Consider the following 22714-nt stretch of genomic DNA (forward strand, 5'->3'; position numbering starts at 1 on the left):
TTAATGGTTGATGGCGCGGTAAGCGGTGAGGATATGCTCGACCACTTCTTTGCTCTGCATGATGCCCGTGTCGATTTTATAGTCGGCACAGGCCAAGTATAACGGTTCGCGTTGGACAAATAAGGTCTCTATGCGTTCCCTCGGATTTTCGGTTTTGAGTAAAGGCCGTTGGGTGTCACGCCGGGTACGCTCTAAAATACGTTCTATAGAGCATTGTAAATAGACAATAAAGCCATTTTTTATTAACAGGTTGCGGTTTTCTTCGCGGAGAATGACCCCGCCGCCCGTGGCCAGCACGATGCCTTGCATTTTGGTCAGTTCTTGAAGCATTTTTTGCTCCCTATCCCGAAAACCTTCTTCGCCCTCAAATTCAAAGATAGTGGGGATGTCCACACCTGTCCTTTCTTCAATGGCTTTGTCGCTGTCATAAAAAGGCACTGCCAAGGCTTTGGCGAGTTGGCGGCCTATTGTCGTTTTTCCGGCACCCATGAGGCCAACTAAATATATATTTTCTGATTTCGTCATCAAAATACCTTGCTGGTCTGATTTCCCAGAGTTTGGGAATGGTTAAAAAGAGCTTGTTGCAGCGGATTTCGGACAGATTGTCTGTCCTAGCCGCTATTATAATAAAAAGGGGGCATTATGCCCCCTTTTTACGGTAACTAGAAGGCCTCAGTTGCTGACAATGTCATCTTTCATTACCTTAGGGGTGACAAAAATTAACAATTCTTGCTTCGAATCCGTATTGTTAGTCCGCTTAAACAAAAAGCCGATACCGGGCAAATCGGCAAAGAACGGCACCTTATTCAGGCTGTTCGTGGTGCTGCCTTCAAAAATCCCCCCCAAGACTACCGTTTCGCCGTCATTCACCCGAACTAATGTTCTGATGTTGCGGGTATCAATACTGGGGACATTATTAACCACATCGCCTACGGCATCTTTAGAAATGAACAAGTCCATAATGATGCTGCCGTTGGGCGTGATTTGCGGGGTCACATCAAGCTTGAGTACGGCTTCCTTAAATTGTATGTTAACCCCCGTGTTGGCGCTTGACGTTTGGTAAGGGATTTCCACACCTTGTTGGATATTGGCTTGGCAACGGTCAGTGGTCATAACACGGGGATTGGACAGGATTTCGCCACGTTTTTCATCTTGTAATGCCGATAATTCAAGGTTCAACACATAATCGGCACCCTTTACTAAGGTCATGCCTAAGGCACCATAAGGTGTGGCACTTGTGCCTAGGTCGACCAGTTGGTTAGGGATGGTTGATGTCGAGCTTTGTGTACCGAAATAAACCCCTCCAGGTGTCGTGGTAGCCGAAGTGCCCGTTCCGGTGGTGAGAGGCAGAGCACCGGCAGTATTTTTGCCGCCAAAACCAAAAACCGTGTCGCCATTGTTTGAGTTGCCTGGTGTCGCTCCAGCTGTACCAAACTTGACTCCCAGTTCTTTAGCGAAAGAATTGCTGGCCACAACAATTCTTGATTCGATCATCACTTGGCGTACGGTGATGTCGAGCTTGCGGATCATTTTTTTAATTTCTTCCAAGCGTTTGGCGGTCTCGCGGACAATTAAGGTATTAGTGCGGGAATCAACGACTGCCGAGCCACGCTCGGAGAGCAGGCGGTATTTGTCATCGGCTTGGGTATTGTTATTGTTATTGATCTGAGAACCCGCCCGCTGAAGTTGTGGCATTTGCTGGGTTTGCTGGGTTTGCTGAGTTGAATTGAAACCGGTTGAGGTTAAACTGGAAGCGGTGCGTATTCTGACTCCGCAGCTATTGAATGCGGCACTATCAAGACCATACAATAAATTTCTGAAATTCTCCGCTTTGGCATAATTGATGGCGATATATTCAGTAATCAAGGGGTCAAGTTGCTCAACCACCGCCTCAGTTTCTTGTTGCTTTTTCTTGTAGTCTTTAATTTTATCGAGGGGTGAAACCAAGATGACATTGCCGGTTTCATATTTACCCAATTCTTTAGTCATCATGACGAAATCTAAAGCCTCGTCCCAAGGCACATCATCAAGCTTTAAGGTAATGGTACCGGTAACATCATCGCCTGCGACAACGTTTTGGCCGGTAAACTCGGCTAGGATAGCAATGACGCTACGCACTTCAATGTCTTGAAAGTTTAAAGATAAACGCTCACCTGTATATTTGACCCGGGATTTTTCTAAGACATCTTTTTCTTCGTTAGTTAATGGCCTAAATTCAATCGTCAACAGGCCATCAGACTGCACTAAAGAGTAATCGTACAGATTATTCTGCATGGTTACTGTCATGGTTGTTTGGGTGCCTTTTGCTACCGTATCAATAAACTTTACCGGCGTTGCAAATTCTGACACATCCAGACGTTTTGCCAAATTACTGTTCACTTCAGTATTAACAAAACTGACGATAACGTTGCCTGATTCTTCTTTGGAATTAACAATAGTGTTAGGGTTAGCCAAAGAAATCAGGATACGGCCTTCGCCTTTTTCGCCGCGTTTAAAATCAAAACCACTGATGGTTTGCTTAGGCATCAGGCTGTTGGTGGCGGCAGTGGATTTTTGCAGGCTGGCCGGGTATAAGCCCGCTTTAGCAGGACTGCGGTTTGCCGAGGTATTTGAAAGGCTTTTGGTCAGGGTAAGAAATACCTTATTGCCAAGCACCTTGGTTTCAAAAGGTGTGGCTTCGAGCAGGTTAAGGACAACCCGCACCCGATCACCCGCTTCGGCGATGTAAATGTTGGTTGCCGTACCTTGATTGACCTGGAAGATTTTTTTCCCCAAGCCATTTTTAGTGTTAGGAAAATCTAAGGCAATCCGCGCCGGATTCTCGGTATGAAAAATGGTCGGCTCAACCGCGGCCTCGCTCATGTTCAGTTGTATCTGTAATTTATCTCCCGCCAAGGTGGCGACATCGATCCCAGATAAGGTCAAGTCACTGGCTTTAACAGGGGCAATGTGAAAGATACATAGCAATAAGACCAAGCTCATCTGAGCCAACAACCACTCTATTTTCAACATAATGCTACCTTGTATATTATTCATTCTTTGTCCCCAAAATCACTGTATCAATGTTAAGGAAGTTTGTTGTTCGCGCCAAGTACCCGGCTTGTCAGGCACTATTTCCATCAGTTCAATTTTATCGGCATTGATCCGTATGATTTTGCCGAAATTCTTGCCCATATAGTTACCTACCCGGACACGGTGGATAGTTTTATCGCTGGCTTTTACTAAGCCCCACAATTGGTTTTTCATGACCACCGTACCGGCCATTTTTAAACCGTCCAACGGAAAAGCTTCCAATTCTTCTTTACGGCGGTTGAAATCGGGTTTTAAACCATTACCTGTTGAAGGGCCTTCATTTTGGCTGGGTTCGGGTTCTTCCAGCGGCTTAAAAGGGTCGCGCAAGGTATCTACCGGAAATAGAAAAGGTTCGACCATTTTGATTTCCGGCAATTTTTCTATCGCACCTTTGGGTCTGGCTTTAACGCTACTGATATACTTTTCCAAATCGCCAGTGCCAGTGTCGCTACAGCCCGAAATGAATAACAGGCAAAAAAGATAACAAAGCGGTGTTGTCGGTTTTCGGACAGTCAATGCTGAGAGCTTCTGTTTCATCATTTTTTACCTTTTTTAGCATCGGCTGCTTTGGGGGCAGGCGCGGCGGCAGTGCTTTCGTTGTAGGTTTTCACGGTAGCCTTCATAACCATTTCACCTGTTGGCCTTATTGGTTTATCGTCTTTTTTTAATAAAGGCTTGCCGTCCTTTCCGCTACTGACTTGAGGAATAATGCTAATATCGTGCAGGGTGACAATTCTTGGCAAAGAGGCCAAACCACTGACAAACAGCCCCAATTCTTGATATTGGCCAATAACTTCGATGCTGATCGGCAGTTCCGCGTAAAAATCCCTGTGGATAGGAGCCCCAGGCTTAAACAGCCTGATTTCTAAGCCGCTGGCTAACGCTGTCTGTGAAATGTCAGTCAACAGGCTGGCCAACTCATCTTTGGTCGGCATTTGCCGGATCATTTCAAACAATTCGGCTTCAATCTGGGTGAGCTGGCTTTGGTAATCTTGCAAATTGACGGCTTTTTTTTGTTTGATTTCAAACGTGCCTTTTAAATCCTGTTCTTTATGTTCGGCCGCCTCCAAGGCTTTGATTTGGTCGAAAGTGTGCAGGTAAACCCCTAATCCCAAAACGGCAACACTGGTTAAGGTGACGGCGGCGGCTTTGAGCGGCCAAGGCCATTGCCCAACGGCATTAAAATCCCAATTTATGTCCGATAGGTTCATCGTTGACCTCGTTTCTTGGCAGTGGGGGCATTTTTATCACCATTAGGGTTTTCCGGCGGTTTTTTACCTTGTTTGGCGCGTAAGGCAAAGTCGCTCAATTGGTCTTGGCTATCTTTATCGGGTATTTTGATAATCGTCAAGGTCGGCGTGTTCATCCATTGCGACGCTTCAATATTGCGCATCATCGCCGAAACCCGGGCATTAGACTGAGATTTGCCTTCAAAGGCCAAATCTGCGGCCGTTTGGGTAAATTTGGTCAGGAACACGCCGTCAGGTGTCACTTTCGGGATGTCGTCAAATAGATGTACAATTTCAGGACGGCTTTCCTGAAGCTTTTGGAGCAGGTCTATTTTTGCCAACAATTTGCTTTTTTTCTCTTCAATATCCTTAATATCGGCAATTTTTTTGTCCAGCAAGCTGATCTCACTCTCCAGTAATTTATTCCTGGATTCTTGATGGGATTTCAAACTCTCAAAATACCCATGAATAACCGCCAGAACCATAATAGCAACCAGCACACCTAAGGCTAGGGCATTTAAAAACTCCTGTTTCTTCTGTTTGCGCAGTTCTTCGCGCCAAGGGAGTAGGTTGATTTTTGCCATTAGTCAAAACTCCTTAATGCCAAGCCACAGGCAATCATCATTGCTGGTGCATCATTGCTTAAAATCTGGGGTTTTACTTTGTTGGATAGCTTCATGTTCAGGAATGGGTTGGCGATGTAAACAGGTATCCCCAAGTTTTTTTCAATAAGCTGGTCGACACCTTGTATTGAAGCGCAGCCGCCTGCCAAGATAATCCGGTCAATACTACGGTTGGCGCTTGACGAGACAAAAAACTGTAAAGACCGTTGGATTTGCTGGAGCATAGCGCGTTTAAAGGGGTCTAAGACATCAGTGGTGTAATTGTCCGGTAAGCCGCCATGACGTTTTGCCAGCCCCGCCTCTTCGTAAGACAGCCCGTAACGGCGTTGGATTTCTTCGGTCAGTTGCTTGCCGCCAAAGCCTTGCTCGCGGGTGTAGACACTGCGGCTGCTATGCAGGACGTTGAGGGTGGTAATGGTAGCGCCAATATCGGCAATAGCGACAGTTTGGCCTTCTATGGAATCGGCAAACTGTTCGACCAATAAAGTAAAGGCATTTTCCATAGCAAAAGCTTCAACATCGACGATTTGGGCTTTTAAGCCTGCCTTTGCCAATGCCTCGACACGGTTGTCGACATTTTCCCGTCTGGAAGCCGCCAGCAGGACATCAACCATACCGGGGTTGCTGTCATTGAACCCCTGTACTTCAAAATCAAAATTGACCTCATCAAGGGAATAGGGCACATATTGGTCAGCTTCAATCATGATTTGCTCTTCCATTTCGTCTTCACTGAGGGAAGCGTCCATGGGGATAATTTTGGTCATGACTGAAGAGCCTGCTACGGCTACGGTAGCTTGCTTTAATTTTGTGCCAGATTGTTTTAAGGCAATTTTGATGGTGTCGGCAATCATGTTGACATTGGCGACGTTTTTATCAATGACAGCATCTTTAGGCAAAGGGGCAACTGCATAGCTTTCGACCCGGTAACGTGGGCCTTGACGGCTTAATTCCAGCATTTTTACCGCTGCCGTACTGATGTCAATACTCAAAACAGTATTCTGTTTATGACTAAACCATTTCATAACATATCCTTAAAAGTGACCATTAATGTGATCCATAGATAACAATACCCAACTGTTTTATTTATAGGGCTTAACCATAAAATGAATGGACTCAAAAAGTATAGTAGCCTTTTCGGAGGATGCACAAAAATTATGCGCCTGATTTGAAATTTTAATAATTAATGGGTGGGTAAACGTTAATTTGGATCTCAGATAGGCTATTTTACATGGCGTTGCCTTTAAAAAAACAGCAATTGTGATAAAAATCACTAACTGCCTAATAATTGCCGCTATCGCCTGTCGGCCAATCTGTAAAACCCCGTTTTTTTGACGGTTAATTTTAGCCGAAAACCAAGCGCTTAGCGTTGTTTTAATAGGTCTTTAAGGATAATAGGCTAGCAATGTCCTTGTTGTCCTTATCCGTATTGACGACCGAATCTACAATATAAATGTGGTCTTGGGTAATGCCGCCGTGCTGCACCAGATATTTGGCGATAGCCTGGGCGCGTTCATTAGCGAGCTCTTTTAAGCGTTCCTGTTCAGGATTGATAATCGCTTGGAGCTTTTGTTTGGCGGCCTCATAAAAATCCCCCCCATTTGCGGCCTTAAGGCGGGGCGTACCCAGTAAAGACCGTTCCGCTAAGAGCGGGAATTTTTCGATAAACATATCGGCTAATAAACGCCGATAATCCTCTGCGGACAACTCGACATATTCGGCGCGGATTTTCCGGGCGGTCTTCTGGTTAATTTCCGTGGCCCGACGGATTTTTAACTGGTCATAAAGCGCGTCGTCGCTGATGGCCGGCCAATCTTGCTCTTGCCGGGTCAGGCCTTTTATTTCCAGCATTAACTCAGGCCGACTGTTTAAAGCATTGGCGATATCGTCTAATTTGCTTTGCTGAGGTTTGTCCAGTGTGGCGCTGCCCGCTTTAAAGCTAATGGTGCTTAAATCGTTGCTAGGGTTGCTGGTCAGCAAAGCGAAGGCGCTAAACGGCGAACTGAGGACTTTACCGATGGCATTAACCAGCGCTTCGGCGACAATCGAACCGATATTAAACTGCGGGTTATCCAGATCACCGGAAATGGGTACATCCATTTTTATTTTACCATTACGGTCTTTCAGTAAGGTCACTGCTAATTTTAGCGGTAAAGAAATGGCATCAGGGTTTTCAACCCGCTCACCCAGTTCGCATTGGTCAATCAGAAAATGATTGAATGCGGTCAATTTTTTATCGGCGATGCGGTAATGGAGGTCTAGGGTCATTTTGCCTTTTTCCACTTTGTACCCGGCAAACTGCACCATATAAGAAGAAACCAACGGCATGGGCAGGCCGTTGAAATTGATTTTGACATCGTATTCACCCAAAAACGGGCTGATATTGCCGGTAATGTCGACAGGTGCCAAATCGTAGGCATTCCCTTTCAGGACAACTTGGACTTGACTGGTTTTGTCGGAAGACACGCCGCTGGCACCCCCATCCAAGCTTTTGATATGGGCAGAAAACGGCAGCAGCAACGATAAGTCGGTAAAATCCGAGGAGCCGTCAATAATTTGGATTTTACCGAGTTTAAAATAAAACGGTTTAGTTTGAGGGGGTAGCGGTTGGGCGGACGGCAGTCGTTTCGGCGTAGCCTGATCTATCAGCAGATTAGCAAAATTGACCGTTTTGTCTTTTCTGATAGTGACCCGTGCGTAGGGTTTATTAAGCGTCAACTCTCCAGCCGTGTAATGTTGGTTCAAGACATCGGCCACGATGGTTTTGAGTGTCAGGCGTTCCCATTTAAGAAAATCTTTATGGACACGTTGGTCGCGGATAAGCAGATCTTCTATGGTGCTATCACCCCTGAATTGGAGGTCTAGCGGTACTAGACGATTAATTGACAGTTTGCCGTTGATATCCAACATGCCATCAATCACATCCAAGCGAATGAATTGGTCATAATAGGGTTGAAATTTTTCCAAGTCGAGGTTATCGGCAACCACCATCATATCGGCCATGAACGGCACCAACAGCAGCGTACCTTTTAGGGCAAGCGAGCCCTGATTAAGCCCCATGCTTAGCTGAAAGGGCAAACTGGTGCTGGAGGTACTGTCATATCCCTGCACTTGTAAGTTAATGGGGCTTAGTGCCATAGCCAGCGGCTTGGGCAGGGTGCGGTCTTCAAAATTGACGGTGCCGTTGTCAACGGCAATAGTATCAATGCCAATACGCCAAGGGCTCTCCAACTGTGTGACGGGCGTATCAGGTGCGGCGGGCCGGGCGAAAGCCTGATAGTTGCTGCTGCCGTCGGCATTTAACCAAGCAGTGAGTTCGCCCTGCGTAATGTTAAGTGAATCAGCCCTGATTTGCCGCTTATCCAGATTGGCCTGCAATCCCTGTAACTTTATGGTCGGAAAAAAGCCAAGACGGGTTGCCTGGTCTGCGATTTGCCAGTCTGTGAGGGTTAAGGCACCTTGGTCAACAGTAACGTTAACATGGTTTTTCTGTTGGCTTACTTGGTAGCTGGCTTCGGCGGTAAAGCGTTTAAGATTGCCCAATAACTGGTCTTGGATACGGATATTATCGGCTTGGACTTTAGCCGCTTTAGCGGCCAGTTGCCACTGCCCAGTCGCATAATCCAAGGTTAAGGCCGTTTCGTGCCGAAGTGTGGCTATTTTCAGTGCCTGTCCGGCTTGGCTATAGCCTATATTGTCTAAAGTTAAAATAGCCTTAGGAAAGCTTAGAGCCAGTTTATCCTGTTTATAAGTCGCCTGATAATCGGCAGTGAAGCTGTTGCCGTTAATGGTAATGCCACTATTAGGAGCAAACAAAGCCAAGAACTTAGCGGCATTTAGCGTGTTTATTTTAAGTTGGCCTTGTGAACTGGCCGGATTCAGGTTGAAATTGCCCTCCCAAGCCATTTGTCCGCCTGACTGTAAGGCAAGGCTTAGCTTAAAGGCTGTTGGTTTAATAGCATAGGTGCTGACGTTGCTGATGTTAAGCTGAAAGGATTGGAGAGTTTCTGACCAAGGCTTGGCCGTTTGGGCATCATGCCAGACGACTGTGCCGTCGGTGATTGACAATTGGCCGATCTGCACAGGCAATACCGGGCTATCGGCAGCTTTAGACTGCGGGTCGCCCGCTATCCAATCTGGGATATTGACTTTGCCGTCTTGGCCCCGGCTCAGGCTCAGCGTGGGTTTTGACAGCACGATACTTTTGAGGTGTAAGGCCTTTGTCGGTAAGGTTTGCCAAGGTTCCAGCTGTATCGATAAGGTATCAAAGGCGAGGAAAGGCTGACCGTTTTTTTCCTGCATGACAAACCCCTGTAGCCGTAGCGTCAGCGGCGATAATTGCAGGCTTGCCGATGCCAATGACACCGTTTTGCCCGTGTGCTGACCAATAAACGTGGGCAGTTGGTCAATCAGTAACCTAGGCAAGCTGTACCAACCCAACAAAACGGTTAGGACTAAGACACCGAGGCTAAGCAGTAAGGCTTTTAGGCTTAAGATAAGAAGGCGGCTAGTCATAGGCGATTGCTTGTATCAACAGGGATTGATACCGATTATAACCAAAAAAGCGGCACCTAGTGGTTTAAGTGCCGCTTTTTACCCAAATGCCTAAAGTTATCCCGTTATAAATCAAGATATCCTGTTTCTTCGTGCAGGGACGTATCCAGACCTTGCACTTCTTCATCGGCACTGACCCGCAAGCCTAGCCAGTTATCCAATAATTTTAAGATCAGGTAACTGAACAAGCCGCTCCAAATAATCGTCACGATAATGGCGAGTGCCTGGACGCTGACTTGCTGCATAATGCTAACGCCATCCTTAAGCCCCAAACCGCCAAAATTGCTGGCGGCAAATACGCCGGTCAACAAAGAACCTGTGATACCACCGACCCCGTGGACAGGAAACACGTCTAAGGAGTCGTCAATTTTTAGCGTCCGTTTGACGTATTGGGTAGCATAAAAACAGACCACGCCTGCGGTAACGCCAATGACCAAGGCTCCGAACGGGCCGATAAAACCGGAAGCTGGGGTAATCGTACCCAAACCCGCCACCATACCCGTAACAATACCTAGCACACTAGGCTTGCCAAAGCGTTGCCATTCTATAGTCATCCAAGTCAACGCGCCAGAAGCGGCGCCGATATGAGTAACCAACATCGCCATGCCTGCCCGACCGTCAGCCGTTAAGGCGCTGCCCGCGTTAAAGCCGTACCAACCGACCCATAACATGCCTGCACCTGTGACTACCATCGTCATGTTGTGAGGCGGCATGGCGGTGTTAGGGAAGCCTTTACGGTTGCCCAGCACCAGTGCCGACACCAGCGCGGCGATACCTGCATTGACATGGATAACAATGCCGCCGGCAAAATCCATCGCCCCCAGATCGGCCAACCAACCGCCACCCCACATCCAATGGCAAATCGGCATATAAACGATCACCAACCAGAGGGCACTAAACCATAACATGGCGGAAAATTTCATACGTTCGGCAAACGCCCCGACAATCAGCGCCGGGGTGATAATGGCGAAAGTCATTTGAAACATGAAAAAAACAGTTTCTGGAATGTCACCCGTTTGGGAATTCGGTGCCATATCAGCAATGAAGAGTTTGGATGCCCCGCCGATGAATTTTTGCAGTTCGCCGCCGTCACTGAAAATAAAGCTATAGACCCCAGCCAACCATAAAATGGACACTAAGCAAGTGATGGCAAAACATTGCATTAACACCGACAAGACATTTTTACTGCGCACCAAGCCTGCGTAAAACAGCGACAGGCCTGGGATCGTCATAAATAAGACTAACGCGGTTGACGTTAGCACCCACACAGTATTGGCTTGGTTAATACCATCCCCCCACGCCAACCCGGGCAGCAAACATAAGCCTATTAAAAGGCTTTTATAATTATTTTTAAAAAACATTGCCTATCCCTTACCAGCCCTTAAATGGCATCTTCGCCAGTTTCACCCGTTCTGATACGGATGACTTGTTCAAGGCTGGTTACAAAGATTTTGCCGTCCCCAATTTTGCCGGTATTGGCCGCTTTGACAATGGCATCAATGGCTTTTTCCAGGACATCGTCCGCCACGGCAATTTCCAGCTTTACTTTCGGCAAAAAATCAACCACATACTCAGCCCCCCGATACAATTCGGTATGGCCTTTTTGACGGCCAAAGCCCTTAACTTCGGTAGCGGTGACCCCAGCCACGCCAATTTCCGATAATGCTTCACGCACATCGTCCATCTTGAATGGTTTAATGATTGCGGTTATGAGTTTCATCTTATCTCCTGATACTGCGTTGCTATGAAGGCCGCTATTAGAGGCCGGTGTGATCTGGTATGGGCGTTACCCCTTACAGAGCGGCAATCATAGAGAATTATCCGGCAACATACAATGAATGTCATAAGCACATAGGCCCAGTCTTGGTGTTGCCACCCGCCTTATCTGCCTAAACCCTGTGTTCGCCGAAAGTTTTTTTCAAAAAAGTGTAAGGTTCTGGCTGCCCCTACGACTGATAAACCAGGAAGGCCATTGTGTAGTCAAGCGGCGTTTCCTATAACCTTTTAACGTAACTTATGAGAATTAACCATGAACAGACAAACCTTGCGCTTCACTTTTGGCAGCATCATTGCTACAGCCTTAACCGCCGCCCCTATGGCTTATGCCGACGGCAATCCTTTTGGCATGAGCGAATTGGGCCATGCCACCGTACTGGCCGAAACCGCTCCGGCAGCGACCGACAAAGCCAAAGAAGGCAAATGTGGCGAAGGTAAATGCGGTGCTGAAAAAGCCCAAAAGCAAGCTGAGGCTGCTGCGGCGGCGGCGACCGATAAAGCCGCCGAAGGCAAATGCGGGGCAGGTAAAATGGGCACGGACAAAATGCCCGAAGGCAGTTGTGGCGGCGCGAAAAAATAAACCGCTGTAAGGAGGCTGGCCTGTAAAACCCTTTTAGGCTTGCAGGCCAAACCTTTAGACACCTGTTACTCTTTAGGAGCTATCATGACCCCTGACATAAACACTGATGATACCTATTGCCGCTGCTTATTAACGCAAACCCGATCTATGTTAGCCGTGCCGTCCCGTTGGTTTACCCAGCATACTGGCGGTTATGCGCCGATTTTTTTACGCCTGCTCTTAGCCTACGAATTTGCCGAAGCGGGGTTAGAAAAATACCATGGCGAGAATTGGTTCGCTAACCTGAGCTTTCCGTTTCCCTTTAACCTATTGTCCGCCGAGGCCAGTTGGAATATGGCGATGGGCTTGGAGCTGTTAGGCCCCTTGGCGCTGGTTTTGGGTTTGGCGACACGCTTTTTTAGTGTGGCATTAATGGTGTTGACCGTGGTCGCCATTGCCGCCGTCCACTGGCCCGCCCATTGGCAAACCTTAGCGGAACTGTGGCAAGGCTACGCGATTACCGATAAAGGTTATGGCAATTACAAATTGCCGTTGCTCTATCTACTGATGCTCGCGTCGTTGTTTTGTAGCGGTGCGGGCTGGTTAAGTGTCGACTATTGGTTAGGCCGGAAATTTTTTAAAGGCTGAACGTTTATGGTGATATTAACCGCCTGACTATCCTAATTATCGGGCTACAAAGGCACGGGCAGGGCAGGGGGGTGAGGTCGCCGTTATCCGCCAAATTGTCCCTACCGCGTCGCCGATAAAATGCTCACTCATCCACTGCTAGCTTCGACGGTAACTTTTTCGGCCAATATTTCCCGCATCAAAGTAAAGTCGGTGCGCTCTCCATAGATGCGGATGAGCTTGTCTACAACATCCAGCAAGTCCTCAAAATCTTGAGGATGATAAATAGCCGTTAAAGCCTGTTTCATTAGCGTGTTAGCCGCTTCTGTTTGACCATCCGCCAATAACGTTAACGCTAAAAAAGCCCGGAAATCCCCATCGGCTGGACGATATGCTAGCGCCTGTTGACAAAGCTCTACTGCTTGAGGTGTTTGCTGCTGCCAAAGCGCAAGTTCAGCTTTGCGGTATAAGGTATACGCCGTATTTTTACCTAAAGCCTCAGCGTGGATTATATCGGCCAGTGCCGCTGAATAATCTTCCATTTTCATGTATAGTTTCGCTCGGTCTTGATACCATTCCACTTGATTTGGAAAAAGGTCTATTGCTTGATTGCAAGCCTCTAAGGCTTGCGTAAATTGTTTTTGGTGTCGGTATAGCTCTGCTAAATAGAAAAAGAAGCCAGCCTTACTACGACAGTCCCCTATTGATTCGAATAACTGTGCCGCTTGCTGTAATATGGTAATTGCTGATATTGTACGTTTCTGCAATCCATATAACCTACCTAAAGCTCTAAGACAATTTGCCGCCCCTAAATGACTTTTCGCCTGTTGATATATTTCTAAAGCTTGGTTGAAATCAGTTTCTGCTTGGTCGTATTTAGCTAAAGCACAATACAAATCACCAAGACCCAGGATGCAACCCGCTTCACCCAAGCGTTCTTTTATTTCTTGATAAATGAGCAATGCTTGCCGATAACGACCCATCGCCTGCTCATATTCGGCTAAGGCATAATGCACTTTAGAGATGGCTTGAATACAATTCGCTTCACCTAATCGACGGCCTGTTTTTTGATAAACGGGTAACGTTTGCTGATAATGGCTCATCGCCTGAGCATGTTCATTCAATATAAAATACACATCACCGATAGCTTTAATACAATTTGTTTCGCTTAACCCATTTTTAGTTTGACGAAAAATAGATAATGCTTTTTGGTAGCAGTCTAATGCTTGATCATATTCAGATAAATAATAATGTACTTCACCAAGAACAAACATACAGTGTGCCATTACAATGTTATTGGTTCTTTGCTTTAACGCTTGTTGTAAAAGAACTTGAGCGGAAGAAAAACGATTATAGAGAATATCTAACTTTGCTTGCCAATATGCTGTCAAAGCAGCAACTTCACCTGTTAATTTCCCGCTATCTACCGCTTCCAGCACTACTTGTGTTAAATGTTCTAAGCTATCAAATTGAAAACTGTCGTGCCAATCCGTCGCCTGCTCAACAAAGTTCTTTTTAGCGGTCAAATTATTAGCCAATAAGCCATGATAAAGCATTTCGACACGCCAAACCGGATCATTTTGGTTTTGTGTTTTACAGTAAGCCGCTGCCTGCTTGCTGAGTTTTTGATAACGGGCTTTTTTGCTTGACCATAACTTGTCCAGCAGTAACTTTCGGCTACGTTCATGGACATTAAAGCCACGTTCTGGATACACTTCTATAAAAGATAATGCCGTTAAGGCGTTAAAATCGCTGTCTTTAAGCGGATGTGCTAATACGGCGGTGAGAAACTGTTGGTCAAACCAGTGTGGAATTGCCGCCGCCCAAACCGCTTGCCGCACAATTTCGCTGAGATTTTGCAAGCTAAATTCCATTACCACCCAATCACGTTCCGATTCGCTGGCATTTTGTAGCTTGTTTAAGAAATCTTGATATTTATCGTTCATTGCAAGCGTGGAAAATTTTCTATAATTTTGCGTATTTCGGCAGGGTTGCCCTTTAACGCGTGACAAATACCCGCCAAATAAGTGAGTTGAGGCTCAACTGGAATTGTACGCCCCATTGCTTCAATTACGGGTAGCCATTCTTCCGCTTCAGGCACACCGTATAAAGTCTTTAATTTTGAGCGGTGATTCCAGACAAAACTTTCTGGAACGTTTTGTCCGGCAATGACTACGCGTATTTGCTGAGAATCTGCCACGCAATTTAAGAAATCACTGTCTATCCAGCGTTTGATCTCAGTGTTGGCTTGCTCATAGACATCAATTAACATCACACATGGTTTATCAAAATTATTTATGTCGTCTATCCAGGCATGAGTTAAAGCTGAATTGCGTTCTGCCCGTTGTTCTGGTGTTGTGTTTGCAAATAGGGCTTTCAATTCGACATTAATCATATTGCCTACCCCAGCTTGGGCATTGCCATTGACATTAATATTAAAATCCTGATTTAAATTGCTTAAATGCTGTTTAAAATGATCAAAATGATCCCGCTTTAAATGGTTGCAGGTTTGTAAAAAAATTTGCATAACATCAGCCGTATTGCGTAAATCAATTGACACTTGATGATGGTTGTTGATTTGTTCTCGGCAATATTTAAGCAAGGTGCTTTTACCCGTACCAGATTCACCTTTAAACAATAAAATCGGTTTGCAACAATCTTCTTCTAAGAGTGTTCGGAAGGCTTCGCGGTGTTCTTTATAATTGGCAATACTCATGTTTTGTTTTTAGCAGCCTGATGGTTTTGAGTATATGTCTTAGGGTTTTTTATTTGGTGTCGCAGCACGGATACGATTTTCGTTGCCTTGTTGGCTATTATTGTCGATAGTGGCATTGGCTGTTTCAGCAGAAATCTCATTGTCGTTACCATTTTGAGTGTTGCCAGAAATAGTAATGCCCGTATTTTGAGCGCGTTCCATTTTGGCGGATACGCTTTTTTTATTGGCAGTGAAACTAAACATTCCCAGCTTATCCCTAAACATCCACAATGCGAACGTTATTACGACAACCGAACCAATTATTAAAGCAATTAGTACATTTTCAGTCATGTTATGTCCTATAAGTCTGCGATTTTAAGTAGAGATGTGGCGATTATATCAGGGGTAATTGATTATAGCTTCATTCAAATGATTAGCCGAGGGTAGGGGAATATTAATCTAGGAGCGTCTCATCAATTAGGTAGGGATGTGTAATACCCGCCGCTAGCCGTTTTTGAAGCGAAACGGTGAATGCCTCCCTATCAGGTCAACCAAGCCGTCGGCGATTTTTCGGCAAAAAGGGGCTGCTGATCGCTTGGACACGATGTTAACAAACGTTATTCATAGCGCATGTGAAAGGACTTGGGGCGGGAGTTAGTGGTGATTTGCCTGAACGGCGGTGATGGCTAAGCAGGCAAGCCTGTTAGGCCTTAACCATCAGAAAACTTGATCATCAAGTTATAAGCCAGACTCCGCTAAGCGGCCTAAAAATATGGGGCGGGGAGGGGGGTAACGCCCCAAAATTCTCCCGCCCATGTCATCAATAAACCTGTCAAAAAAGCCTTAGCCAACTAATGGGCGTTACCTTGAACCGTCACTTTTACGGTATCGCCGACAGTAACGCTTAACCCGGCGTTCTCGCAATCCCAACTGCTTTTGACATCGGGAACAGTGATGGCCGCACCTGTGGTGAGGTTGTCACATTGCAGGTTGAATTTGCTAAAACCCAGTATTATGCCTTTTACCGTTTTAGTGGCATCCGTTTTACTGCCTTGGGCAATAAGCGTCACATTATCGGCTGGTTTGACGGCTAGCCCCTGTTGTTCACAATCGAATTTGCTACGCGTTTTTATGCTAACGGTTTTGCCTGACGTAAGATTGTTACAGGATACGTTATAAGCCCCCAAATCTATGGCGCTGCCGCTGACTGACACGCCAGAGGTGTAAAGCTGTTTGACTTGGGCGGCTTTCAAATCTCCCTTATAGATCCGCAGCCAAGCAATCCGGCCATCTGAAAACTCACCTTGACCGCCACCCAGCGTGTTATCCAGAAAGAAATTCATGATCCTGTGGGGGGTATTGAGGTTCATTTGGGTGGTGGCTAAGTTAAGCTGTTGTTTGCCATCGAGATAGGCTTGCACTGTGCCTGCCGTATTGACCGTTAAGACGATATGATGGAAGGTATTGAACGGCACTAAAGCCGCGCCGCCTTGTTCAGGGAAAATATTGAGGTGATCAGAGCTGTCGACATAAAAGCCATCATCCGAAGTGCGGTCTTGCACATCAATAATCCGCCGCCAGCCATTAGTCGATATGCCACTGAACTCAAACGCCATTTCTACGGAATAACTGTTGGCCGGAATAAGGCCACGGGTATCCAAAGATAAACCTGCTTGTAGGTTTGGTGTAGTGTCACCATCCCAATGAAAAACCCGCAGGGGGCGATTGAAAACAACGGCATCTTCAAAGCCGTTTAAGCCGAGCGGATTGGTTTCTGTCAGGGCAGGGGCGGTGGACTCTTGAGCCAGTAAGGTATTGTTGAATTGATAGGTCGCTTTTAGTGTCGCCGCGCAAACGTTTAAACTCGGTAAGATGAGGCCTGCAAAAAGTACGATTTTTGTAAATTTCATAGCTTGTTACCCCTTATTGATTTTATAGGCTTGGGAAGGTGTTTTGTGGATTGCCGACAAACAATAGCACTTTTTACAAAAAAGGTAATCCTGATTGACCCGATTTAAGCAATGCAGCTTGTTGCTGCGTCCAACTGTAAAACTCGTTCCCTTAAGTTGCCATAACAGCCAATCAGTTCTAAGGGTTAGGGATTTTTAATATAGCAGAAAACCCAAAAAAACCATATTGGCGGCTTAGCGTGGATTATCTTGGATACTATAAGCCCAAGGCATAATTATGCCTTGGGCTTATAGGGTACATGCGCTAGGATTTTTTCATAGGCTGCTTGTAAACATCCTGCGGTATATTCATCATAACAATCTAAATCAGCCATGTTTTCAACCATACCTTTAAATTTGAAGTGCCAACGATGATCCACCGATACAAAGATGGCTAAGTCATTATCATCGAACTGGTCGGCAGTGATGTCCACAATGAGCGCACCTTGCTGGAGCCACGCATGGGTGTAGCCTTCTCGCTCGCCAAGAACATAGTCAAATTTGCCGCATTCGTGATCACGCAAATACTTTGCAAGCAACAAAGCCGTGTCACCACAAGCTCCGTGGGGAAAGTCCTGTAATCCGTCTGGGAGCGTTTCCGGGTCACACTGCATAATAGCCGATCGGAACTCAAGAGCCAGACTTTTTAGTTTTTCTATGTATTTCATAGCTAACATTCGGTTAACGCACACCAATGACAATAATTTTTCTCGATTCAATTGGTGTTTCTTGTGTACATATGGGACAGCGAACTAACTGACCATAGATTTGATCCAACGGTTTGCGCGTAGAGTTGCCCTCATTTTCCATTACATACAGCTTTTGTGTGCAATTTCGATTTTTGCATTCTACTGCATAGTAAAATTTTCCTCGTTCTCCGTGGAGTGGATTCATAATTTTTTCTTCCGGCATATTCTGCTTAACATATTTTCTCAGCGCAGGCGCAGAGTCCACAACGCTATAACCAAACCAGTGGACTCTTGTTCCAATCCGTTTTTGTTTTCTATTTGAATCAATCACATGGTTTTTTGCTGACGTTCGTTTCTTTTGCAATCAACTGAGTTTAATCCGTTAGATTTTTTGTGGCTTCTCTTCGGTTTTTTGTTTTTTTTTCCTTTCTTCCTCTTTTTCCTTTGCAAGCTTTAGCCACATATCCCTTATTTCGTTGTTTTTTGCTTTAAGCGCAAGGCTTACTGCCATGATCTCTACTGGTGATATGTCTAACACTTCACCTATTCTTATTGCGTTCTTTTCTTGTACGCCCGTCCCTTTTTGTATAGCTGTCCATGCCTGTCTAGCCATACCAAGATACTCCATTGTTTCTTGATACGTCTCAAGCCCTAGCTTTTCTTTAACTTCGATTATGTACGGTTCTATTGTCTTCATGCTTTTATTGTAAATCGTCTATTGACCGACCATCTGTAATTTGATAATTTACCTGTCAATTAACGATTTACTTATGGCTTGTTTTGGCAAGCTTAACTTACATTTTTGTCATGTTTTAAGCTTTTTGCTTTTTGTCGTGACATTACCATTATCGCCGTTTTTCGCCGCGCATTTTTAGCCATGATAGACATGCTGGTTTTACGTTGCCCGATTTTGCAATATTTCAAGCACACTAACACGGTGCTGGGCGTACCCATGACCGAACGTGTGCTGTATGACGGCCTCAAGCTGTCCGATCTCGGCATCCCGCACGAGATGGCGATCGACGCGGACGGCGACCAGCGCGACTTGGTGCATAAGTGGGAACGCATCCCGTCCAGCCTGTCGTATATGGCTTTTAAGGTGTTTGTAATGGTCAACAAAAACCGGACACTTTCTTAGGCAACCTTGCTGTAAAATTCCCGCTCAAATTCCAAAGGGGTTTTATAGCCCAATGTCGAATGCGAACGTCTGCCGTTATAAAAAGCGAAATAATCAATAATGCTTAGTTTTGCGGCTTCTTTTGTCTTGAACCTTTCGTAGTTCAATTGCTCGTGCTTTAGGCTACGGAAGACCCGTTCGGTTGGGCTGTTATCCCAACAATTGCCTTTGCGGCTCATGCTCTGTTTCATCTTCATGACGCTTAAATGCTGGCGGTATTCGGAACTGGCGTATTGGCTGCCCCTATCCGAATGGTGAAGCAATCCCGGAGGGGGTTTCCGCCGCCAAAACGCCGTTTGCAGGGCTTGGACGCACAAGGATGTGCGCATGTGGCCGTCAATTGCCCAACCCACGACTTGCCGTGAAAACAAATCCACGACGACGGCCACATAAAGCCAGCCTTCCAATGTCCAGACGTAGGTTATATTTAATTAAAACAACAAATTGCAATGAAAAACGGCCCCCTCCCCTGATGGGGAGGGTTGGGGTGGGGAGAATCTAAACAAGGCTTTTTTCATTAATCGGACTAAAGACAGTCTAATTAAAATCTCTGAGACATCGGAGTAAGTTATTGATTTTATTCTCCCCACCCCAGCCCTCCCCATCAGGGGAGGGAGCCGGATTCCATTGCAACTTATTGTTTTAAATTAAGTCGTGTTCCTTTCAACTATCCGATGGCTGAATTATTTGTCCGACCATTAAAACTTGATGACCGAGTTTAAAACGGACATTTTACGGCAGATGAAACGGGTAAATATCGGGCAGAACCGCTTGCAGAGCTTATACGTTATCATAAAATGTTGGCAAGTTATTTTATAACCACACGTTGTTAAATTTGTTACCATAACCACAACTCACTATCCATTAAGCCAGACCTTAATAATGACAAAAGCAGAATTGTTGGAAATAATCCACAGAGCCGAGGAAGAGCAATGGCTGGAGCTTAATTTATCAGGCCAAGAAATAACCGAACTGCCGCCTGAGATTGGGCAACTGCAAGCTTTGCAGTCGCTTTACTTAACGGAAAACCAACTCAGCCACTTGCCACCCGAAATCGGGCAACTGCAAGCTTTGCAAATGCTTGACTTAGGAAAAAATCAACTAAGCCACTTACCCCCCGAAATCGGGCAATTGCAAGCTTTGAAAAAGCTATACTTATGGAACAACCAACTGAGCCAATTACCATCCGAAATCGGGCTGCTACAAACATTGCAACAGCTTATCTTATGGGGAAACCGACTGAACCAATTATTCCCTGAAATGTGGAAACTACAATTTTTACAAGCACTCAACTTAGGTAAAAACCAGCTAAGCCACTTGCGCTCCGAAATCGGGCAACTACAAGCTTTGCAATCGCTTTTCTTAGAGGGAAACCAACTGAACCACTTGCCTCCCGAAATCGGGCAACTACAGTCACTGCAAATACTTAACTTAAGAGGAAACCAACTGCGCAACTTGCCCCTAGAAATCGGGCAATTGCAAGCGTTACAAAGGCTTGATTTAAGCAACAACCCACTCGACGATAGCGAAAAACCCTTCAAGCCCTTAAAAAATTTACGGGTACTAGACCTACGCGACACCTCCGCCTCTTTACCCACCATCCTTGCTAGACTAAAAAAGCAAGGCGACGGTATTTATATCCCACAACACAGCCGCGACCTGCCCGAAGATTTTTTAGAACATAATAGCTGGGAAATTTATGACTACTTAACCGCAGGCGAAGGCCAACTCCTCCCCCTAAACGAAGCCAAACTCCTGCTCCTAGGCGACGGCACAGTCGGCAAATCCAGCCTAGTCCATTACCTGCTCCACAACAAATTCGCCAGAAAAACCAAAACCGAAGGCATAGACAGGCTGCAATGGAAAGGCCTAACCGTCAACGACCACCAAATTCGCCTCAACATCTGGGACTTCGGCGGCCAAGAAATCCTCCACGCCACCCACCAGTTTTTCCTCACCAAGCGCAGCATTTATATTTTGGTACTGGACGCACGGCACGGCGAGCAAGAAAGCCGTCTGGAATACTGGCTGAAACTCATCCAAAGTTTCGGCGGCGACTCTCCCGTCCTCGTCGTCACCAACAAAACCGATGAAGAACACCGCCTGACCCTCAACCACCGCTTCCTGCAAGACAAATACCCCAACATCATCGGTTTTTACCCCACCTCCTGCCGCACAGGCGCGGGCATTCCAGAATTAAAAACCCGCATTATCGGCACCGTCGCCAAACTGCCGCACATCCACGACCAAATGCCCGCGTCTTGGTTTAAGCTCAAGAACAGCTTAGAAAGACGCAAAGAAAATTATCTCAGCTACGAAGCCTACCAAGCCCTATGCGCCAAGCAAAAAATCACCGAGGCCGATAGCCAAAATACCTTATGCGGCTTTTTGCACGATTTAGGCATTGTCTTAAATTTCCGCGATGATAACCGCTTCGACCGCCTACGCGAGACCAACGTCCTCAACCCCGAATGGGTCACTAACGCGGCTTATAAGTTGCTCAATAACGTCGAACTCTGTAAAAACCACGGGGTCTTCAGCAAAAGCGATTTAGCCAACCTGCTCGATGCCAAGAACTACCCCAGCCCGAAAGAACACCAGTTCATCATCGACATGCTGCAAAAGTTCGAGATGTGCTTCCCCTTGGCCGACACAGACAACAACTACCTCATCCCGCAACTGCTCCCCAATAACGAGCCGGATTTAGGTTGGGACAAAGCCAACAGCCTGCGCTTTGAATTCCATTACGACATCCTGCCGCACAGCGTCTTCTCACGCTGCATCGTCCGCCTGCATGAAATCATCTCGCAAAAAACCTACTGGCGCACGGGCGTGGTATTACAGCACGACGGCAACAAAGCCTTAGTGACGGCAGATATTGAAGACAAAAAAATCTTCATCTGGGTTAGCGGCAACCCGACAACCCGGCGGGAATTGCTCGCCATTATCCGCAAAGAACTGCAACACATCCACCGCACCATCAAGGGCTTAAGCGCGAAAGCCAGAATCCCTTATAAGCACATTACCGTCGATTACCAGCATTTGCTGGATTTGGAAGCCATGGGGCAAACAACCTACATCCCCGAAGGCTTAAAAGAAGTCATTCAAGTACAAGCACTCTTGTCAGGCGTAGACTTACCCAAAACCCAACCCGCCGTTACCATCAACCAAAACATCACCAACAGCACCATACACGGCTCAATATTAGCGGCAGAAGCCATCAGCGACAGCTTAAACACCGTGCAACAAGCCGACACCCAGCCCGATTTGAAAGACATATTAAACGAATTATTACAAAACTAAATAATCAAGCCCCCAACCCAGAAAACGCTACGCCTTATTAAGCCTAGAGGGTATCAAAGAAGCGGCCATCAGCCTAGAAGCCGCCGCCACCCCCATCCTGACGGTAGCAGAAAAAATCGGCGGATTTTTGCAGGCATGGGGTTAATATTGACGCTGGTTCCCAAGCTCCGGCTTGGGAACCAGACTATGCGAAGCTCTCGCTTCGAGAATTCCAAAAAACTCAGCGGCTGCGCCAAAACCGCTTGCAGATTCTATCCGAACGGCACTAGGAAACGTTAGCGTCCAGAATTCTCGAAGCTAGAGCTTCAAGGAGCAGGGTTACCAAGCCGGAGCTTGGGAACCAGCGTCATTTCGTACCTTGTAAAATACCCGCCCAACAGCACCGGATGAAACGGTAAGGCGCAGGTTGGCATAGGCGGCCCGTCGGGCAGAACCGCTTGCCCGACACGAGACAGCACGTTATC

General features: G+C 46.3%; 21 protein-coding genes. 4 read left to right on the plus strand and 17 right to left on the minus strand.

Going from position 1 to position 22714, the window contains the following annotated elements:
- The 9 genes from aroK to glnK all read right to left on the minus strand — a co-directional run bounded on the left by aroK (position 1) and on the right by glnK (position 11195).
- Complete coding sequence (gene aroK, locus CEK71_RS16240) at positions 1–525, minus strand: shikimate kinase AroK (RefSeq protein ID WP_088620357.1); 525 nt, start codon at positions 523–525, stop codon at positions 1–3.
- Positions 526–672: 147 nt separating this feature from the next.
- Positions 673–3036 carry a type IV pilus secretin PilQ gene (pilQ, locus tag CEK71_RS16245; protein ID WP_088620358.1) on the minus strand — a complete coding sequence of 788 codons (2364 nt, stop codon included), beginning with the start codon at positions 3034–3036 and terminating at the stop codon, positions 673–675.
- Positions 3037–3051: 15 nt separating this feature from the next.
- On the minus strand, positions 3052–3612 hold the full coding sequence (locus CEK71_RS16250) for a pilus assembly protein PilP (RefSeq protein WP_198328271.1): 561 nt from the start codon (positions 3610–3612) through the stop codon (positions 3052–3054).
- Positions 3609–4283 carry a type IV pilus inner membrane component PilO gene (locus CEK71_RS16255; RefSeq protein WP_088620360.1) on the minus strand — a complete coding sequence of 225 codons (675 nt, stop codon included), beginning with the start codon at positions 4281–4283 and terminating at the stop codon, positions 3609–3611. Before CEK71_RS16255 ends, CEK71_RS16250 begins: the two co-directional genes overlap by 4 nt.
- A complete protein-coding gene (locus CEK71_RS16260; protein WP_088620361.1) occupies positions 4280–4885 on the minus strand; it encodes a PilN domain-containing protein in 606 nt (201 codons plus the stop codon). The genes CEK71_RS16255 and CEK71_RS16260 overlap by 4 nt, the downstream gene beginning before the upstream one ends.
- On the minus strand, positions 4885–5946 hold the full coding sequence (locus tag CEK71_RS16265; RefSeq protein WP_088620362.1) for a pilus assembly protein PilM: 1062 nt from the start codon (positions 5944–5946) through the stop codon (positions 4885–4887). Before CEK71_RS16265 ends, CEK71_RS16260 begins: the two co-directional genes overlap by 1 nt.
- 349 nt (positions 5947–6295) lie before the next feature.
- A complete protein-coding gene (locus CEK71_RS16270; RefSeq protein ID WP_088620363.1) occupies positions 6296–9436 on the minus strand; it encodes a DUF748 domain-containing protein in 3141 nt (1046 codons plus the stop codon).
- A 104-nt stretch (positions 9437–9540) separates the two neighbouring features.
- Positions 9541–10836: an ammonium transporter gene (locus tag CEK71_RS16275; RefSeq protein WP_088620364.1), complete on the minus strand. Its 1296-nt coding sequence runs from the start codon at positions 10834–10836 to the stop codon at positions 9541–9543.
- Between the two features lie 20 nt (positions 10837–10856).
- On the minus strand, positions 10857–11195 hold the full coding sequence (gene glnK, locus CEK71_RS16280) for a P-II family nitrogen regulator (RefSeq protein ID WP_088620365.1): 339 nt from the start codon (positions 11193–11195) through the stop codon (positions 10857–10859).
- A gap of 309 nt (positions 11196–11504) precedes the next feature.
- Between glnK and CEK71_RS16285 the strand changes: the two genes are divergently transcribed.
- Positions 11505–11831, plus strand: coding sequence for an HvfA family oxazolone/thioamide-modified RiPP metallophore (locus tag CEK71_RS16285; protein ID WP_088620366.1), 327 nt, complete (start codon positions 11505–11507; stop codon positions 11829–11831).
- Positions 11832–11915: 84 nt separating this feature from the next.
- Complete coding sequence (locus CEK71_RS16290; protein WP_232463674.1) at positions 11916–12458, plus strand: HvfX family Cu-binding RiPP maturation protein; 543 nt, start codon at positions 11916–11918, stop codon at positions 12456–12458.
- Positions 12459–12586: 128 nt separating this feature from the next.
- On the opposite strand, the gene CEK71_RS16295 is transcribed toward CEK71_RS16290, so the two are convergent.
- The 7 genes from CEK71_RS16295 to CEK71_RS16320 form a co-directional block, all read right to left on the minus strand.
- Positions 12587–14383 carry a tetratricopeptide repeat protein gene (locus CEK71_RS16295; RefSeq protein WP_088620367.1) on the minus strand — a complete coding sequence of 599 codons (1797 nt, stop codon included), beginning with the start codon at positions 14381–14383 and terminating at the stop codon, positions 12587–12589.
- Positions 14380–15153 carry an AAA family ATPase gene (locus tag CEK71_RS16300; protein WP_088620368.1) on the minus strand — a complete coding sequence of 258 codons (774 nt, stop codon included), beginning with the start codon at positions 15151–15153 and terminating at the stop codon, positions 14380–14382. Before CEK71_RS16300 ends, CEK71_RS16295 begins: the two co-directional genes overlap by 4 nt.
- 39 nt (positions 15154–15192) lie before the next feature.
- Positions 15193–15483 (minus strand): hypothetical protein, encoded by a 291-nt coding sequence (locus tag CEK71_RS16305; RefSeq protein WP_088620369.1) that lies wholly within the window; start codon positions 15481–15483, stop codon positions 15193–15195.
- 500 nt (positions 15484–15983) lie between these two features.
- Entirely contained in the window at positions 15984–17042 is a 1059-nt protein-coding gene (locus CEK71_RS16310; RefSeq protein WP_088620370.1) for a LamG-like jellyroll fold domain-containing protein, read from the minus strand.
- Between the two features lie 275 nt (positions 17043–17317).
- Positions 17318–17749, minus strand: coding sequence for a hypothetical protein (locus CEK71_RS16315; RefSeq protein WP_088620371.1), 432 nt, complete (start codon positions 17747–17749; stop codon positions 17318–17320).
- Positions 17750–17762: 13 nt separating this feature from the next.
- Positions 17763–18101 carry a hypothetical protein gene (locus tag CEK71_RS22740; RefSeq protein ID WP_157679324.1) on the minus strand — a complete coding sequence of 113 codons (339 nt, stop codon included), beginning with the start codon at positions 18099–18101 and terminating at the stop codon, positions 17763–17765.
- A gap of 51 nt (positions 18102–18152) precedes the next feature.
- Entirely contained in the window at positions 18153–18467 is a 315-nt protein-coding gene (locus tag CEK71_RS16320; RefSeq protein ID WP_088620372.1) for a hypothetical protein, read from the minus strand.
- A 180-nt stretch (positions 18468–18647) separates the two neighbouring features.
- Between CEK71_RS16320 and CEK71_RS16325 the strand changes: the two genes are divergently transcribed.
- Complete coding sequence (locus tag CEK71_RS16325; protein ID WP_157679326.1) at positions 18648–18908, plus strand: phage/plasmid replication protein; 261 nt, start codon at positions 18648–18650, stop codon at positions 18906–18908.
- Here CEK71_RS16325 and CEK71_RS16330 read toward each other — a convergent pair.
- The gene (locus CEK71_RS16330; RefSeq protein WP_088620374.1) at positions 18905–19372 is read right to left on the minus strand and encodes an IS3 family transposase; all 468 of its coding nucleotides are present in this window, start codon (positions 19370–19372) and stop codon (positions 18905–18907) included. The two genes, CEK71_RS16325 and CEK71_RS16330, sit on opposite strands and share 4 nt — an antisense overlap.
- Before the next feature lie 457 nt (positions 19373–19829).
- Here CEK71_RS16330 and CEK71_RS16335 point away from each other — a divergent pair, with 457 nt between their 5' ends.
- Entirely contained in the window at positions 19830–22250 is a 2421-nt protein-coding gene (locus CEK71_RS16335) for a COR domain-containing protein (RefSeq protein WP_088620375.1), read from the plus strand.
- Positions 22251–22714 lie beyond the last annotated feature (464 nt).

It is taken from the genome of Methylovulum psychrotolerans, assembly GCF_002209385.1.
Classification (GTDB): Bacteria; Pseudomonadota; Gammaproteobacteria; order Methylococcales; family Methylomonadaceae; genus Methylovulum; species Methylovulum psychrotolerans.

Coding starts and splice junctions, on each gene's coding strand:
- aroK (WP_088620357.1), bottom strand. CDS start 525: ATGACGAAATCAGAAAATATATATTTAGTTGGCCTCATGGGTGCCGGA.
- pilQ (WP_088620358.1), bottom strand. CDS start 3,036: ATGAATAATATACAAGGTAGCATTATGTTGAAAATAGAGTGGTTGTTG.
- CEK71_RS16250 (WP_198328271.1), bottom strand. CDS start 3,612: ATGATGAAACAGAAGCTCTCAGCATTGACTGTCCGAAAACCGACAACA.
- CEK71_RS16255 (WP_088620360.1), bottom strand. CDS start 4,283: ATGAACCTATCGGACATAAATTGGGATTTTAATGCCGTTGGGCAATGG.
- CEK71_RS16260 (WP_088620361.1), bottom strand. CDS start 4,885: ATGGCAAAAATCAACCTACTCCCTTGGCGCGAAGAACTGCGCAAACAG.
- CEK71_RS16265 (WP_088620362.1), bottom strand. CDS start 5,946: ATGAAATGGTTTAGTCATAAACAGAATACTGTTTTGAGTATTGACATC.
- CEK71_RS16270 (WP_088620363.1), bottom strand. CDS start 9,436: ATGACTAGCCGCCTTCTTATCTTAAGCCTAAAAGCCTTACTGCTTAGC.
- CEK71_RS16275 (WP_088620364.1), bottom strand. CDS start 10,836: ATGTTTTTTAAAAATAATTATAAAAGCCTTTTAATAGGCTTATGTTTG.
- glnK (WP_088620365.1), bottom strand. CDS start 11,195: ATGAAACTCATAACCGCAATCATTAAACCATTCAAGATGGACGATGTG.
- CEK71_RS16285 (WP_088620366.1), top strand. CDS start 11,505: ATGAACAGACAAACCTTGCGCTTCACTTTTGGCAGCATCATTGCTACA.
- CEK71_RS16290 (WP_232463674.1), top strand. CDS start 11,916: ATGACCCCTGACATAAACACTGATGATACCTATTGCCGCTGCTTATTA.
- CEK71_RS16295 (WP_088620367.1), bottom strand. CDS start 14,383: ATGAACGATAAATATCAAGATTTCTTAAACAAGCTACAAAATGCCAGC.
- CEK71_RS16300 (WP_088620368.1), bottom strand. CDS start 15,153: ATGAGTATTGCCAATTATAAAGAACACCGCGAAGCCTTCCGAACACTC.
- CEK71_RS16305 (WP_088620369.1), bottom strand. CDS start 15,483: ATGACTGAAAATGTACTAATTGCTTTAATAATTGGTTCGGTTGTCGTA.
- CEK71_RS16310 (WP_088620370.1), bottom strand. CDS start 17,042: ATGAAATTTACAAAAATCGTACTTTTTGCAGGCCTCATCTTACCGAGT.
- CEK71_RS16315 (WP_088620371.1), bottom strand. CDS start 17,749: ATGAAATACATAGAAAAACTAAAAAGTCTGGCTCTTGAGTTCCGATCG.
- CEK71_RS16320 (WP_088620372.1), bottom strand. CDS start 18,467: ATGAAGACAATAGAACCGTACATAATCGAAGTTAAAGAAAAGCTAGGG.
- CEK71_RS16325 (WP_157679326.1), top strand. CDS start 18,648: ATGATAGACATGCTGGTTTTACGTTGCCCGATTTTGCAATATTTCAAG.
- CEK71_RS16335 (WP_088620375.1), top strand. CDS start 19,830: ATGACAAAAGCAGAATTGTTGGAAATAATCCACAGAGCCGAGGAAGAG.